General features: G+C 67.9%; 11 protein-coding genes. 7 read left to right on the forward strand and 4 right to left on the reverse strand.

Features of this window, described 5'->3' with window-relative positions:
- Positions 1–204: 204 nt before the first annotated feature.
- On the forward strand, positions 205–1488 hold the full coding sequence (locus WT53_RS31190) for an acyl-CoA dehydrogenase family protein (protein ID WP_034209076.1): 1284 nt from the start codon (positions 205–207) through the stop codon (positions 1486–1488).
- Complete coding sequence (locus WT53_RS31195; protein WP_034209075.1) at positions 1485–2885, forward strand: LLM class flavin-dependent oxidoreductase; 1401 nt, start codon at positions 1485–1487, stop codon at positions 2883–2885. Before WT53_RS31190 ends, WT53_RS31195 begins: the two co-directional genes overlap by 4 nt.
- 122 nt (positions 2886–3007) lie before the next feature.
- Here the strand turns inward: WT53_RS31195 and WT53_RS31200 are convergent, their stop codons facing one another.
- Positions 3008–4435 (reverse strand): MFS transporter, encoded by a 1428-nt coding sequence (locus WT53_RS31200; protein ID WP_059781750.1) that lies wholly within the window; start codon positions 4433–4435, stop codon positions 3008–3010.
- A 617-nt stretch (positions 4436–5052) separates the two neighbouring features.
- Here WT53_RS31200 and WT53_RS31205 point away from each other — a divergent pair.
- The 3 genes from WT53_RS31205 to WT53_RS31215 are packed head-to-tail and all read left to right on the forward strand — an operon-like array spanning position 5053 to position 7723.
- Positions 5053–6045: an aliphatic sulfonate ABC transporter substrate-binding protein gene (locus WT53_RS31205; RefSeq protein WP_034209073.1), complete on the forward strand. Its 993-nt coding sequence runs from the start codon at positions 5053–5055 to the stop codon at positions 6043–6045.
- Between the two features lie 11 nt (positions 6046–6056).
- Complete coding sequence (locus WT53_RS31210; protein ID WP_034209072.1) at positions 6057–6914, forward strand: ABC transporter permease; 858 nt, start codon at positions 6057–6059, stop codon at positions 6912–6914.
- Positions 6911–7723 (forward strand): ABC transporter ATP-binding protein, encoded by an 813-nt coding sequence (locus tag WT53_RS31215; RefSeq protein ID WP_060262666.1) that lies wholly within the window; start codon positions 6911–6913, stop codon positions 7721–7723. The genes WT53_RS31210 and WT53_RS31215 overlap by 4 nt, the downstream gene beginning before the upstream one ends.
- A 27-nt stretch (positions 7724–7750) precedes the next feature.
- On the opposite strand, the gene WT53_RS31220 is transcribed toward WT53_RS31215, so the two are convergent.
- Positions 7751–8659: an alpha/beta fold hydrolase gene (locus tag WT53_RS31220; RefSeq protein ID WP_034209070.1), complete on the reverse strand. Its 909-nt coding sequence runs from the start codon at positions 8657–8659 to the stop codon at positions 7751–7753.
- An 86-nt stretch (positions 8660–8745) separates the two neighbouring features.
- Here WT53_RS31220 and WT53_RS31225 point away from each other — a divergent pair, with 86 nt between their 5' ends.
- Positions 8746–9132 (forward strand): MerR family transcriptional regulator, encoded by a 387-nt coding sequence (locus tag WT53_RS31225; RefSeq protein WP_034209069.1) that lies wholly within the window; start codon positions 8746–8748, stop codon positions 9130–9132.
- A gap of 111 nt (positions 9133–9243) precedes the next feature.
- On the forward strand, positions 9244–9783 hold the full coding sequence (locus tag WT53_RS31230) for a toxin (RefSeq protein ID WP_034209068.1): 540 nt from the start codon (positions 9244–9246) through the stop codon (positions 9781–9783).
- Between the two features lie 22 nt (positions 9784–9805).
- On the opposite strand, the gene WT53_RS31235 is transcribed toward WT53_RS31230, so the two are convergent.
- A complete protein-coding gene (locus tag WT53_RS31235) occupies positions 9806–10213 on the reverse strand; it encodes a VOC family protein (protein ID WP_179949064.1) in 408 nt (135 codons plus the stop codon).
- Positions 10214–10561: 348 nt separating this feature from the next.
- Positions 10562–14155 carry a YadA family autotransporter adhesin gene (locus WT53_RS31240; protein WP_034209066.1) on the reverse strand — a complete coding sequence of 1198 codons (3594 nt, stop codon included), beginning with the start codon at positions 14153–14155 and terminating at the stop codon, positions 10562–10564.
- Positions 14156–14736: the final 581 nt, after the last annotated feature.

The raw sequence follows: 14736 nt of genomic DNA on the forward strand, positions 1-14736 counted from the left end.
CGACGTCGAGCCCGACGCAGGCGAACCGATGTTTCGGCGTCGCAACGGACGCGAGAACGTCGATGCGCCATCACCCGGTCGCGGTCGCAGCCCCGGTAATACGCAGCGACGATAACGATCCGAGAATCCGTTATTGGAACGCTCGCGTCGCGCTTCCTATACTGGGCTCCCGGCGCACACGGCCCGTCTTTCGAGGAATACCGCATGACTTCGTCGCACGCAGCCTCCGACCTTTCCACCGGTACCGACTACGATGCGCTCGCGAGCCGGTTCCGGCCGATCTTCGCGCGCATCGCCGCCGGCACCGCCGAGCGCGAACGCCGCCGCGAACTGCCGCACGAGGCGATCGGCTGGCTGAAATCGGCCGGCTTCGGCGCGATACGGCTGCCGGCGAGCGCCGGCGGTGCCGGCGCGTCGCTGCCGCAGTTGTTCCGGCTGCTGACGGAGCTGGCCGCCGCCGATTCCAATTTGCCGCAGGCATTGCGCGGGCACTTCGCGTTCGTCGAGGACTGGCTGAACGCGCCGGACGGCCCGCAACGCACGACCTGGCTCGACCGCTTCGCGAGCGGCCAGCTCGTCGGCAACGCATGGTCGGAAGCCGGCGACGTCCCGCTCGGCCAGACCGTCACGAAGGTGTCGGAGCGGCACGGCCGGCTCGTGCTGAACGGCCGCAAGTTCTACAGCACCGGCAGCCTGTTCGCCGACTGGATCGACGTGTTCGCGCAACGCGCGCACGACGGCAGCGACGTGATCGTCGCCGTGTCGACCGCGCAGCCGGGCGTGATCCGCGAGGACGACTGGGACGGCTTCGGCCAGACCACCACCGGCAGCGGCACGACGCGTTTCGAGGATGCGGCGGTCGACGCGGAGAACGTGATCGATTTCGCACGCCGCTTCAAGTACCAGACCGCGTTCTACCAGCTGTTTCACGTCGCGACGCTGGCCGGCATCGGCCGCGCGATCGTGCGCGACGCGGGCGAGCTCGTGCGCAACCGCACGCGCGTGTACAGCCACGGCAATGCGCAGCGCGCAGGCGACGATGCCCAGCTGCAACAGGTGATCGGCGAGATCGCGTCATGGGCGTACGCGGCCGACGCGCTCGCGCTGCGTGCCGCGCAACCGCTTCAGCAGGCGTACGAAGCGCGCTTCGGCGGCGACGAAGCGGCCGAGCAGGCCGCGAACGTCGCGGCCGAAATCGAATCCGCGCAGAGCCAGCTCGTCGTGTCCGAACTCGTGCTGCGCGCGGCGACGCGCCTGTTCGACGCGCTCGGCGCATCCGCGACCCGCAGCACGACCGCGCTCGATCGCCACTGGCGCAACGCGCGCACGGTGTCGTCGCACAATCCGCTCGTCTACAAGGCGCGCATCGTCGGCGACTGGATCATCAACGGCCGCACGCCGCCGTTCGTCTGGCGTGTGGGCAGCGGTGCGAGCGCCCATGCGGACGCCGGCGCGCGAGCGGAAGCGGAAACGGGAGCGGCTCAATGAGCAAGACGATCCGCTTCAACGCGTTCGAGATGAACTGCGTGGGCCACCAGTCGCCCGGCCTGTGGGCGCATCCGCGCGACCGCTCGTGGCAATACAAGGATCTCGACTACTGGACCGACCTGGCCCGCGTGCTCGAGCGCGGGATCTTCGACGCGATCTTCATCGCGGACGTGATCGGCTACTACGACGTGTACAAGGGCAGCAACTATCACGCGCTGCACCAGGCCGCGCAGATCCCCGTCAACGATCCGCTGCAACTGGCCGCGCCGATCGCGATGGCGACCGAGCATCTCGGCATCGGCATCACCGCGTCGACGACGTTCGAGCACCCGTACACGTTCGCGCGCCGGCTGTCGACCGCCGACCATCACACGAAGGGCCGGCTCGCATGGAACATCGTCACGTCGTACCTGGAGAGCGGCGCGAAGAACGTCGGCGATCGCGGGTTGCGCACGCACGACGACCGCTATGCGGTCGCGGCCGAGTACGTCGAGGTGCTGTACAAGCTGTTCGAAGGCAGCTGGGAGGACGGCGCGGTGGTGCGCGATCGTGCCGGCCGCGTGTTCACGCATCCCGAGAAAGTGCACGAGATCGGCCACAAGGGCCGCTTCTTCGACGTGCCCGGCTATCACCTGTGCGAGCCGTCGCCGCAGCGCACGCCGGTGCTGTTCCAGGCCGGCGCGTCGGGCCCCGGTAAGGCGTTCGCCGCGCAGCACGCCGAATGCGTGTTCGTCGCCGCGCCCACCCGCGATCAGCTCGCGCGCTACGTGGCCGACGTGCGCGCGCAGGCCGCCGCCGCCGGACGCGACCCGGCGAAGGTGCTGATCTACAACCTCGTCACGGTGATCGTCGACGAGACCGACGAGCGGGCGCAGGCCAAGTTCGACGAGTATCGGCGCTACGTGTCGTATGACGGCTCGCTGGTGTTCATGTCGGGCTGGACCGGCATCGACTTCGGCCAGTACGCGCCGACCGATCCCGTCAGGCGCGTCGAAACGAATGCGATCGTGTCGGCGGTCGAGCACCTGTCGGGCGGCGACACCGCGTGGACGATCGAGGCGTTGGCCGCCTGGGGCGGCATCGGCGGGATGGGCCCGGTGTTCGTCGGGTCGGCGGCGACCGTCGCGGACATCCTGCAGGAATGGGTGGCCGCGACCGACGTCGACGGCTTCAATCTCGCGTATGCGGTCGCGCATGAAACCTTCGAGGATGTCGTACGCCACCTCGTGCCCGAACTTCAGCGCCGCGGCGTGTATCCGACCGCGTATGCGCCGGGCACGCTGCGCGAAAAACTCTTCGGCGGCTCGGCGCGACTGCCCGACGCGCATCCGGCCGCGCGGTATCGCGATATCGAACAGGTCAAGCGCGAAGCCGAGCGGGAAACGGTCGACGCGTAACGGCAAGATGTCGATGCCGGTCCGTCCGCATCACGCGGCGACCGGCTCCAGCACAAACGGCTTCGTGCAGTCCGACGAAGCCGTTCGTGTTTGGCGGGGAACGCGAGCGTCCCCGCTGGCGCCTACGCGACGCTTTCGTCGTCGATGTCGTGCGCCGTCGGTTCGTACCGCACGATCAGCAGAAACGCGATCGGCGTGACCGCACTGACCGCGACGACCCAGAACATGTCGGTGCCGAGCCGGGCCTGGAGAATCGGCAGCACGAACAGCGCGAGCGCCTGACCGATGCCGCACAGCGACCGCCCGAAGCCGACGCCGGTGCCGCGAATCGCGGCCGGATACGACAGCGTCGGATAGATCATCATCTGCGCGCCCGGCCCGAATCCTTCCGCGAACAGCCACGTGCCGAGCATCAGCAGCACGACGCCCACCGCCAGCGCGCCGTGCGGATGCCCTGCGAGCGCCAGCGCGACGAGCGCGACCGTTTGCAACGCGAACCCCGCGATCGCGACATGACGCGACGGATAGCGATACGCGAGACGCATGCCGAGCAAGCCGCCGGTGAACGCGAACAGCACGTTCAACGCCAGCGATGCGGCGATCGTCTCGAACACGCCCGCCCCCAGAAATTGCGACAGGATCGACGGCAGGAAGAACGCGATCGCGGTGTATTCGAACGGGATGCACAGGTTCATCACGCTGGCGACGATCGTGCGCCCCAGATACGGCCGCTGAAACAGCACGCGAAGCCGCACGGGCGGCGGGCTCGGCTCGCGTCGCGCGTCGTTTGCTTCGTGCGCGTGAATGCCGTACGACTCGCGCAGGATGCGCGCGGCATTGGCCAGATCGCCCTGATTCGCGGCCCACAGCGGCGATTCGTTCATGAAGCGGTTTCGGAACAGGATGATGACGAGCGCCGGCACCGCGCCGAAGATCAGCGACGCGCGCCACAGCCATCCCGCATGCTCGGCCGGCAGCAGGAAATACAGGCCGAAAATCAGCAGGAAGCACACCGACGACGCGACGTACCACATCGGGCACCATGCGGCGAGCCGGGACGCCTTGTTGCCGCGGCCGTTGAACTTCGAGAATTCCGCGAGGAACGCCATCGCGACGGGCAGGTCGATGCCGACGCCGAGCCCCATCACGAAACGCGCGGCGATCAGCACCCAGACGTTCGGCGCGAGCCCGGCCGCGATCGCCGCGACCACGAAGAACAGCATGTCGGCCATGAATACCTGATAGCGGCCGATCCGGTCGGTCAGCCAGCCGCCGATCAGGCTGCCGAAGATCGTGCCGATCATGATCGCCGACCCGACCAGCCCGGTCAGCGCGGGCGTCAGCCCGAATTCGCGCGCCACGTCGTCGATGCCGTACGACAGCGTCGTCAGGTCGTACGCGTCGAGAAACACGCCGCCGAGCGCCAGCAGCACGATCATCCGCGCATGGCTGACCGAACTGTCCACGGTGTTGATGAGGCGCGCGACGTCGCTGGCCGAGCGGATGGGGGAAGAAACCGGCGTGACGGGGCTCAGATCGATCGAACTCATCGGATTCCTTAGTTTGATGCCGAGTGCACGGCAAGGTCGTCGTGAAGCCGGGAACCGGGAAGGTGCCTGCGCGACCCGCGCGGCGTCGAGCGAATGTGGCCGTGCGATCGCCGGGTTCCGGCAGCGGAAATTCTGTTCCTCCGCTCCGGCAATCCCAAGCGATATAAAGCGATAAATTAATCGGCGTGCGTCATAAAGTTGCGCGAAGCGCGCTTATCAGCAACGTGCATGTTCAATCGCGGATTTCTTCGTTAACGGATCGCCTGCGCTTCGTTACATTAGGGTCTGTTTACATATGGAACGCACATGCGAATGCCCGAAATCGCTCGTAGGGCAAGGAGTGAGGAGCGCCGTTTGGCCGCGCCAAACAAGCGACGAACGACGCCGCCATACGGGCGATTTCGGGCATTCCCGTGACATGATCTTTAATTTGGGGTTGCCACGAGAACGGCCGCTCGCCGTGTTGCGCTCCTTGCGAATACGTCAGTATTCGCGGCGTCGCGCGCCTCGCGAGCGGCCGTTCTCGTGGCAACGCATGCGCGTTCCATATGTAAACAGACCCTAGCCCTCTTCCCAGCCTGTTCGCGGCGCATTGCCGCTCTTCCGGAGAATCCCCGATGAAGCCGTTCTGGTCCCGCGTGTGGCAATCCGCGGCCCTCGTCGTTGCCGCGCTTGCCGGCCTCGCGTCGATGCACGCGCACGCGGCGACGCCCGCCGAAATCCGCGTCGACTATGCGTATTACTCGCCCGAGAGTCTCGTGGTTCGCCACTTCGGCTGGCTCGACGACGAATTCAAGGCCGACGGCACGGCGATTCGCTGGGTGCTGAGCCTCGGCAGCAATCGCGCGCTCGAATACCTGAACAGCGGCGCGGTCGATTTCGGCTCGGCCGCGGGGCTGGCGTCGGTGCTCGCACGAGCGAACGGCAACCCGATCCACACCGTCTACGTGTTCTCGCGCCCCGAATGGACGGCGCTCGTGGTGCGCAAGGATTCGCCGATCCGCTCGCTCGCCGATCTGAAGGGCAAGAAGATCGCCGCGACGCGCGGCACCGATCCGTTCCTGTTCACGCTGCGCGCGCTGCACACGGTCGGCCTGACGCGCGACGACGTCGAGATCGTCAACCTGCAGCATCCCGACGGCCGCACCGCGCTCGCGAACGGACAGGTCGACGCATGGGCCGGGCTCGATCCGCACATGGCCGCCGCCCAGCTCGACGACGGCGCGCGCCTGCTGTACCGCAATGTCGCGTTCAACACGTACGGGTTCCTGAATGTTCGCGATGCGTTCGCCAGCCAGTATCCGCAGGCGGTGACGCGCGTGCTGAAGGTCTACGACCGCGCGCGCCAGTGGATCGTCGCGCATCCGGCCGAGACCGCACAGATCGTCGCCGACCAATCGAAGGTGTCGCTGCCGGTCGCGAAACTGCAACTCCAGCGCAACGACTTCGGCGGCCCGGTGCCGGGCGACACGCAGCGCGCGGCGCTGAAGGCCGCGGCGCCGGTGCTGACGGCCGAGCAGTTGACCAAGCCGGGCGTCGATCCCGCGAAGATCGTCGATGCGCTGATCGATCCGTCGTTCGCGCGCCCGATCGTCGCCGCGTCGCATTGAGCGTGCCTCCGATGACGGACACCGCCGCGCGCGGCGATGCGCTCGCGTCGCACCCACCCGCTTCGCCGCCCCGCACGGGCCGCCGCGACCCGCTGCGCGCATGGCGTATCGCGGGCCTCGCGCTGCCGTTCGTCGCGCTCGTGCTGCTGGAGTTCGTGGTGCGGCGCGGCTGGCTGCCGGATCATCTCGTGCCGGCGCCGAGCGAGATTCTCGATACGCTCGCGCGGATGGGCGCCACGCGGCTCGCCCGTCACGTCGGTGCGAGCACGCTGCGCGTCGCGGCCGGGTTTGCGGCCGGCGCCGGGCTCGCGCTCGTCGTCGGCGCGGCGATGGGCCTGAGCCGCCGGATCGATGCGCTGTTCGAACCGACGTTCCAGGCGCTGCGAGCGATTCCGTCGCTCGCATGGGTGCCGGTGCTGCTGCTGTGGCTCGGCATCGACGAGGCGCCGAAGATCACGCTGATCGCGATCGGCGCGTTCTTTCCGGTTCACCTTGCGGTGGTCGCCGGTATGCGCGACGTGGACCGCAAGCTCGTCGAGCTCGGCGCGGTGTACCGGCTCGGCCCGCTCGCGCTGTTCCGTCGGATCCTGCTGCCGGCCGCGCTGCCGCAGATCGTCACCGGCCTGCGGACCGGCCTCAGTCTCGCGTGGATGTTCATGGTCGCCGCGGAGCTGATCGCGGCCACGCGCGGCCTCGGCTTCCTGTTGAGCGACGGCCGCGAAACGGGGCGCCCCGATCTCGTGTTCGGCGCGATCCTGCTGCTCGCGCTGCTCGGCAAGCTGACCGACGGCGCGATGCGCCGCATCGAGTCGCGCTGGCTCGGCTGGCGCGATGCGTTCGGCGGTGCGGCGCGCGAGGGCGGGCAATGAGTGCCTACCCTTCCGTGCGCCCGACCGCCGGCGTCGCCACGCCGCTGCTCGACCTGCGGATCGCCCGCAAGCTGTACGGCGATCGCACGATCCTGGCCGACGTCGCGTTGCAGGTCGCGCGCGGCGAGATCGTCTGCGTGGTCGGCCCGAGCGGTTGCGGCAAGAGCACGCTGTTGCGGATCGTCGCGGGCCTGGACCGGGATTTCCGCGGCAGCGTGACGCTCGACGGCAGCGCGCTGGCCGGGCCGTCCGCGCGCGTCGGCGTGATCTTTCAGGAGCCGCGGCTGCTGCCGTGGCTGTCGATCGCGGACAACGTCGGCTTCGCGTCCGGTGCACGGGGCGGACGCGACCCGAGCGTCGCGCGATTGCTCGACGAAGTCGGCCTGGCCGGCGTCGCGCGGCAACTGCCGGCGACGTTGTCGGGCGGGATGGCGCAGCGCGCCGCGATCGCGCGCGGGCTGTTCGGCGAGCCGGATCTGCTGCTGCTCGACGAACCGTTCAGCGCGGTCGACGCGATCACCCGGATGCGCTTGCAGACGCTGCTGCTCGATGTCGTCCAGCGGCACCGGATGGCCGCGATCGTCGTCACGCACGATCTCGACGAAGCGCTGTATCTCGGCGATCGCGTGCTGATGCTCGCGCCGAACCCGGGCCGCATCGACGACGAAATCCACGTCGACGTCGCACGGCCGCGCGACAGGCGCGATCCGTCGCTGGCCGCGCAGCGCGCGCGGCTGCTCGATGCGTTCCAGCGCTTTCACGATCGCGCGGCGGGCGACACGGCCGGCATGCCGGTCGCGCCGGCCTGACGTCGCCGGCCCGCGCGACACCCGGCTTCACGGCGAAGACGCCGACCGGACGAACGCGGCCAGATCGCGATTGAACCGCTCGGCTTCCTCGATGAACGGCGCGTGCCCCGATTCCGCGTACACCTTGCTGACCACGTGCGGGTTCAGCTCGGCCGCGCGGGCCAGCGTCGCGTGCGTATCGACCAGCGCGTCGCGGCCGCCGTAGACGAAGAGCAGCGGCACGTGCGCGTTGCCGAGCCCCGCGGCGGCGAACACCGACATCGTCGGGATGGCCTTTTGCATGTCCCACGACGCCATCGCGGCGTTGGCGAGCAAGCGCTCGAACGTGGCGGCGTTCGGCCGACGGTTGAAGCACAGACCGACGAACGTGCGCTCGCCGTCGAGATGCGTTTTCAGATCCGCCGCATTCATGTCTCGGTACACGTCGGGATGATCGACGATCTGACCCGGTGTGAGCTCGACCACGCCGTCGACGTACACCGCGCCCGCGATCGCGCGATCGCCGTATTTGGCGAGGTAGTTCGAGATCACCACGCCGCCGAGCGACCAGCCGACCACGACCGGCTTGCGCGCATGCGCGCCTTCGATGACCGCGGCGAGATCGTCGCCCCAGCGGGTGCCGTCGCGATACGGCTGCGCGCCGGACGGCTTGTCCGACAGCCCGTGGCCGCGCAGATCGTACGTGATGATCCGGAATCGGCGCAGTTCGGGGCTGTCGACCTGCGCGTCCCAGTTCAGGCGGCTGCCGAGCAGGCCGTGAATCAGGATGACCGGTACGCCGTCGGGGTCGCCGCTTTCCTGAACGGCCAGCTTCACGCCGTCCGTCGACGTGACGGTATAGCTCAGCGGCGCGGCAGCCGCGTCGTGCGCCAACGCGAACGGCGTCAGCCACCCGATCGCGACAAGCAACCAGCGGATCAGCACTCGGGTATTCACGATTGTTCCTCCAGGCATGAACGGACGCCCAGTCTCAACCCTCACACTGATGTGAGAGTCAAGCGAATCGTGTTAGCCTGCCTCTCATGAAAAATCCGTCTGCTCCGCCCCCGCTGACCATCGGCAAACTCGCGCAGCTCACCGGCGCGAGCGTGCGCTCGATCCGGCACTACGACGCGCACGGCCTGCTCGCGTCGGTGCGCGCGGCCAACGGCTATCGCCTGTTCCCCGAAAAAGCGGTGACGCAGGTCAAACAGATTCAGCGCATGATCGCGACCGGTTTCACCCTCGACGACATCCGCGGCTTTCCGGACTGCATGCTGCTGATCGACGGCGCGCGTTCGTGCGATCAGATCGGCGACGTCCAGCGCGAACGCCTCGAAGCGATCGACCGCCAGATCGCCGATCTCGAAAAGCGACGCGCGCGGCTCGTCAAGATGTTGCGGGAGGGCGCGGTGCCGCCGCTCGATTGATCGATGCGCGGCGGGTTCGTCGACGGCCCGCCTTTTCCGCCACGGATACCGGTCCGCCCGCGCGCTTCGGGCACAATACGCACGCTCACCTTTTTGTCCGTGGTCACACACATGCGCGTCATCGTCGTCGGAACGAGCGGATCCGGGAAATCCACCTTCGCCAGCGCGCTGGCCGCCGCCGCGGCCTGCCCCTGCATCGAACTCGACCGGCTCTACTGGGGCCCCGGCTGGACCGCCGTGCCGCCCGCGCAGTTCGAGCGGGAGGTGCGGGCGGCGACGGCCGGCGACCGATGGGTCGCCGACGGCAACTACAGCGCGGTGCGCGACGTGCTGTGGTCGCGCGCCACGCACGTCGTCTGGCTCAACTTCGGGCGATGGACGGTGTTTTCCCGCGTGCTCCGGCGCACGATCGGCCGCGGGCTCATGCGCACCGAGCTGTTTCACGGCAACCGGGAATCGCTGCGGATGGCGTTCTGCTCGCGAGACTCGGTGCTGCTGTGGTCGTACACGACATTCGCGAAAAACCGCGTCAAGTTCGCCGGCTTGCGCGACGACCCGAAATACGCGCATCTGCAATGGACGGAGATCACCCAGCCGTCGCGTACCCGCGCGGCCATCGAGACCCTCGCCCGCGTCGGCCGTTGCGATTGAGCGCGGCACGAACCGCGTCGCGTCAATCGTCGAAGGTGCCCCGATATTCCGGCGCGGCATCCGCGCGCGTGTTCAGTTCGAACATCACGCCGCCCGGCGCGCGGCAAAAGAAGCGCGAGCCGCGCCCGTTGTTGAAGACGCCGGTCTCCATCGCGACGCCCTCCTCCTTGAAGCGCGCGAACAGCGCCTGGACGGCATCGAGGCTCGGCAGTTCGAAGCCGACGTGGAAATTTGTCGGCCACGCGGGCACACCGTCGCCGGCGTGATCGATCACGACGTCGAAGCCCGGGCGTTTGAGGATCCACGATTTGTCCCAGCTTCCCGCGATCGTGAAGCCGAGATATCGCTCGAAGAAGCGGGCCGTCGCCAGCGTGTCGGCGGAAGGGAAGCTCAGGTGGTTGAGTTTCATCGTGGGTGTCGTTTCGGTCATGGTCGCGCTCTCTGATGCGGTGACGGGCGCAGGCCCCATGCCGTGCCGCCCGAGGACTTCAGAATACGAGCGCGGGCTCGCATCCCACAACTCGCATTGGACGCTCCGCCGCACGGGCGCGAAACCCTTGCGGCGCCGAGCGCGGCGGGATGACGACGATCACGGCGGAAGGCGCCACTCGCATTTGCGACGGGTACCGTCGATGCGGAATACCCGAGCGGCCGGCGACGCGAAACGACGACGGCCCGGGATTCGCGAACGAACCCCGGGCCGCCGATTGGCCGTGGGTACCGGGCTTCGCATGCGTTGCCCGGCACCCACGCATCGCTCAACGCTACGCAAGCTGCATCAGAACTGATAACCCGCGCCGACCACCGCGCCGAAGTCCGACCGCGCGTTGCCCGTCACCGATGCCTTGACGACCCAGCGGTTGTTCTCCGTCACGTACGAGTAGCCGGCTGCGAAGCCCTGCTGGCCGTGATAGTTCGACGTCGCCGCCGACACCATCGAGCGCCCCGCGCCGGTCGGCTGCGGCAAGCCGGCCACCGCCATCGCCGACGCGACGCCGCCGTACATGTCCTTCTTCAGGTCGTTGAACGAGTTGTACACCTGCCCGATGCGCTGGTCGGTATACCCCTTCGCCTGCGTCGACGCCGTCGCGAGGTTGTCGTTCAGCTGCTGCACGTTCACCGCGTCGGTCGGCGCCGTGCCGGCCGCGACGTTCGTGATCTGGCGCTCGCTGCCCTTCGCGCCGACCGAGAACGAGTTGTCGCGATCGGCGACGGAGCCCTGGCCGACCGCCACCGCGTTCTTGCCGGTCGCGGTCGCCGTCGACCCGATCGCCCCCGCATCGGCGCGCGCGATCCATGTCGTGTTCGCATCGGTCGCGGCCGCCCGGATCTTGTCGTTGGCCGCCACGTTCTTCAGCGCGTTGTTGAACTGACCCATGTTGACCGCGTCGTTGTCGTTCACGCCCGCCGCGACACCGGTCAGCACGCGGTCGCCCGCCGTACCGGAGAAGTTCACGCTCGCGCCGCCCGAATCCTTGCCGACCGTGATCGCGCCGTTCGGGTCCTGCTGCTGCACGAGGCCGGCCTTGCCGTTCGCGATGTTGGTCACGCTGCCTTGCAGGTTCGAAATGTCGGTGGTGTTCTTCGCCACCTGCTGGTTGGTTGCGTAGAGCTGCGAACCGTTCACCGCGTCGGTGCTGGTCGCGCCGAGCGTGCCGGCCTGCACGTTGGTGATGCGCGTGCCGCCCGCACCGCCGAGCGTGATCGTGCTCTTGGACCCATCGTCGTACTGCACCGCGAGCGCGCCGAGCTGGTTCAGGCTCGACTGCACGTCCTTCAACTGCTTCACGTTCACCGCGTCGGTATCGCTGGTGCCCGCCGCGACGTTCTTCAGCACGACCGCCGACGTTGCGTCGCCGCCGACGAGCGACACCGAATTCAGCCGGTTGCCGCTCGCGTCGACGTCGTACTTGACGACGTTCTTCACGGCTTCGCCGGCCTGGTTCGACACCTGCGTGATCTGCTGTTCGAGCGCGGTCTTCACGCCCGACAACTGGCCGCCGTTCACCGCATCCGTGCTGCCCGCGGCGAGGTTGCCGTCGGCCACGTTCGTCAGCTTCGTCGGCGCACCGCCGCGCGCGGCGTTGAACGCGCCGAGCGTCGGGTCGAATTGCAGCGCGTCCTGCTGCAGCCCGGCAATCGCGGCGGTGTTGCCCGCGATGTTCGTTTCGGCATTGCCGATGCGCGTTTCGTGATTCGCGAGCGTCGTCGTGTTGCTGCCGACGCGGCCGTCGAGGTTCGTCAATGCGTCGCCGACGTTGTCGAACGCGCTGCCGCCGATCTTGTAGTTCGGTGCGCCGATCGAGCCGTCCGGGTTCGCGGTCGCGCCGCCGCCGAGCGCGGCCGCGGCGCCGTCGGTCGCGCGGCGCAGTTGCGCGCCGTTCACCGCATCGGTGCTGCCTGCCGCCACGTTGCCTTCCGCGACGTTGGTCACACGCACCGGGCTGCCGCCGTTGCCCGCGCCGAGCGATACCTGCCGCTTGCTCGGATCGTCGTATTTGACCGCGAGCGCATCGAGCTGGCTCGTCCCGTCGTGAATCGCCGCGTTCAGCTGATCGACGTTGACCGCGTCCGTTCCGCTCTTGCCGGCCGCGACGTTGCTGATGAGCTGCGGGCCGTGGCCGCCGTGGCTCGCATCGTACGCGCCGAGGGCCGGGTTCCATTGCAGCGCGTCCTGCTGAAGCGCCGCGATATTGCCGGTATTCGTCGTCACCTGGTTGCCGACGGTCGCGATCGACTGGTTGAGCGTGTCGGTCACCTTGCCGAGCTGGCCCACGTTCACCGCATCGCCTGCCGCCACGCCGTCCGCGACGTTGTGCAGGCCGACCGGCGCCGCGGCGCCCTGGCCGCCGAGCGTGACGCCGCCGTGCGCATCGTCGTCGTACTGCACCGCGTTCTTCGTCGCGGTGCCGATCTGGCTGGTAATCGACGTGCTCAGGTTGCCGAGCGTCGTGCTGAGGTTGTTCGTCACGCTCGTGCTGAGCGATGCGAGGCCGCCCGTCAACTGGCCGACGTTGACGGCGTCGTGGACGTCCTTGCCGTCCGCGACGTTGTGCAGCGTCGTGCCGTTCGGGCCGGCGAACGTCACCGAGTCGAAGCCGCTCGCGCCGTCGTACTTGACGTTGCGCGTATCGGCCGCTTGCAGGTTGACGATGTTCGACGCCGCGGTGCTCAGCGACCCGTTGATGCCGGTCACGCTGTTCTGCAGGTTCGCGATGTTCGAAGCCGCCGTCGAAACGGACGTCTGCAGCGGCGCGAGGCTGCCCTTCAACTGGCCGACGTTGACGGCGTCGGTATCGGCGACGCCGGCGGCCACGCCGCCGATCGTCGTGCCGGTGGCGCCGTCGAGCGCGATCGCCGCATGCGAGTCGTCGGTGTATTTCACGACGTTTTGCGTCGCGGTGACGATGCTCGTGCTGAGGCTGTTGCCGACGCTGGTCACGCGCTGGTCGACGTTCGAGATCGAGGTCGACAGCGCATTGCCGACCGATGTCACGCGTGCGTCGACGTTGCCGATGGCCGTGCTCAGCGTGCCGTTGACGTTCTTCAACTGCTGGACGTTGACGGCGTCCGTATCGGCCGCGCCCGCCGCGACGTTCTTGAGCTGGCGCTCGCTGCCGAGCGCGCCGAACGAGACCGCGCCGCCGACCGGCGCGGCCGTGCCGCCGAACACGGGCGTGCCGCCGTTGTTCGCGCCGACACTGCCCGAGCCGATCGCGACCTGGTTGTTGTCGTTCGTCTGCGCGCCTGCACCGATCGCCACGGACTGCGTGCCGGCCGCACGCGTCTGCGTGGCCGCATCGTACGATGCGCCGGCCGATACGCCGTCGCTCGACGTCGGGTTCGCACCGCCGATCGCGACCGAGCGGTCGCCGCTGGCGAGCGCCGAATGGCCGAGCGCGATCGAGCTCGTGCCGTGCGCATCCGCGACGTTGCCGAGCGCCATCGAGAAATCGCCGACCGCCGCCGACTGGCGGCCGATCGCCAGCGCCGTGTTGCCCTGCGCGACCGCCACCGTGCCGATCGCGGTGGACGAGTTCGCCAGCGCCTGCGAGCCGACCCCGATCGCGATCGCGCCGCCGCTGCTGCTGCCGCCCTTGCTGCTCGCATTCGACTGGTCGCCGATCGCGATACCGCTGGCGCCTGCTTTCGCATTGGTGCCCTGCGTCACGTTCGTGGTACTGACTGCGACGTAGTTGCCGTTCTTCGTTGCCACGCACAGCGGGTTGGTGCCGTCGATGCACTGGCCGTTCAGCGCGTTGTCCGGGTTGCCGCGGTCGACGAAATTGTCCGCGTGCGCGGCGCCGGCGATCAGCACACCCGCACCCGTGAACATCGCGGCGGCGAGCGCCGAAATCTGCTTCCTCTTCATGGTCTTCTGCTCCGTTGTGTAGCGTCTGGTTTGAATACGGACTACTTACTTTTATTGACAGCTTCGACTTCGATTGCGACTTCGGTTCGGAAGCGGATTCCGACGCCGGGCAAGCCGTGTCGACACGACACGCATCGAGCACCCGTTTCGACCGGGCGTCCGAAAGCCCGGGGCATGCCGTCGGCCTGACGTCCCGCTCCGTTAATTCGACAATTGCATTAGGAATACGTATTGATTCTCATGGACGAGTCTTTCCCCGGCCGAATCCGGAGATTCAACCCGTCGCCATGTACTTCCCCGATTTGTCGCCGCGCCGATCGCGACCCACACTGCTTCTTTTATTTCATCCCGGCAACCCGGGTTTCACTCCGCGCAGCGAGCATGTGCCTGGACAGTCATCAATTGATGCGCCGGCCCCGGATCAGGCAACGTCCGTCACCGCTTGCGGCGCTTTCGCTGCCCTGCCACCCGTTACTCAAAGTTCGGACGAATTATGAGACACGGAATTAAATTATTAAAGGCGACATTCTTTATAGATTGTAAAATTCCAAATATTCAATGGCTTACGTAAAATCAACCCA

This window comes from Burkholderia sp. MSMB2157WGS (genome assembly GCF_001532755.1).
Classification (GTDB): domain Bacteria; phylum Pseudomonadota; class Gammaproteobacteria; order Burkholderiales; family Burkholderiaceae; genus Burkholderia.

What these genes read in the sequence shown, in the direction of transcription:
- WT53_RS31215 (WP_060262666.1), top strand. Translation starts at nt 6,911, where the DNA reads ATGAGTGCCTACCCTTCCGTGCGCCCGACCGCCGGCGTCGCCACGCCG.
- WT53_RS31230 (WP_034209068.1), top strand. Translation starts at nt 9,244, where the DNA reads ATGCGCGTCATCGTCGTCGGAACGAGCGGATCCGGGAAATCCACCTTC.
- WT53_RS31195 (WP_034209075.1), top strand. Translation starts at nt 1,485, where the DNA reads ATGAGCAAGACGATCCGCTTCAACGCGTTCGAGATGAACTGCGTGGGC.
- WT53_RS31225 (WP_034209069.1), top strand. Translation starts at nt 8,746, where the DNA reads ATGAAAAATCCGTCTGCTCCGCCCCCGCTGACCATCGGCAAACTCGCG.
- WT53_RS31210 (WP_034209072.1), top strand. Translation starts at nt 6,057, where the DNA reads ATGACGGACACCGCCGCGCGCGGCGATGCGCTCGCGTCGCACCCACCC.
- WT53_RS31240 (WP_034209066.1), bottom strand. Translation starts at nt 14,155, where the DNA reads ATGAAGAGGAAGCAGATTTCGGCGCTCGCCGCCGCGATGTTCACGGGT.
- WT53_RS31190 (WP_034209076.1), top strand. Translation starts at nt 205, where the DNA reads ATGACTTCGTCGCACGCAGCCTCCGACCTTTCCACCGGTACCGACTAC.
- WT53_RS31235 (WP_179949064.1), bottom strand. Translation starts at nt 10,213, where the DNA reads ATGACCGAAACGACACCCACGATGAAACTCAACCACCTGAGCTTCCCT.
- WT53_RS31200 (WP_059781750.1), bottom strand. Translation starts at nt 4,435, where the DNA reads ATGAGTTCGATCGATCTGAGCCCCGTCACGCCGGTTTCTTCCCCCATC.
- WT53_RS31205 (WP_034209073.1), top strand. Translation starts at nt 5,053, where the DNA reads ATGAAGCCGTTCTGGTCCCGCGTGTGGCAATCCGCGGCCCTCGTCGTT.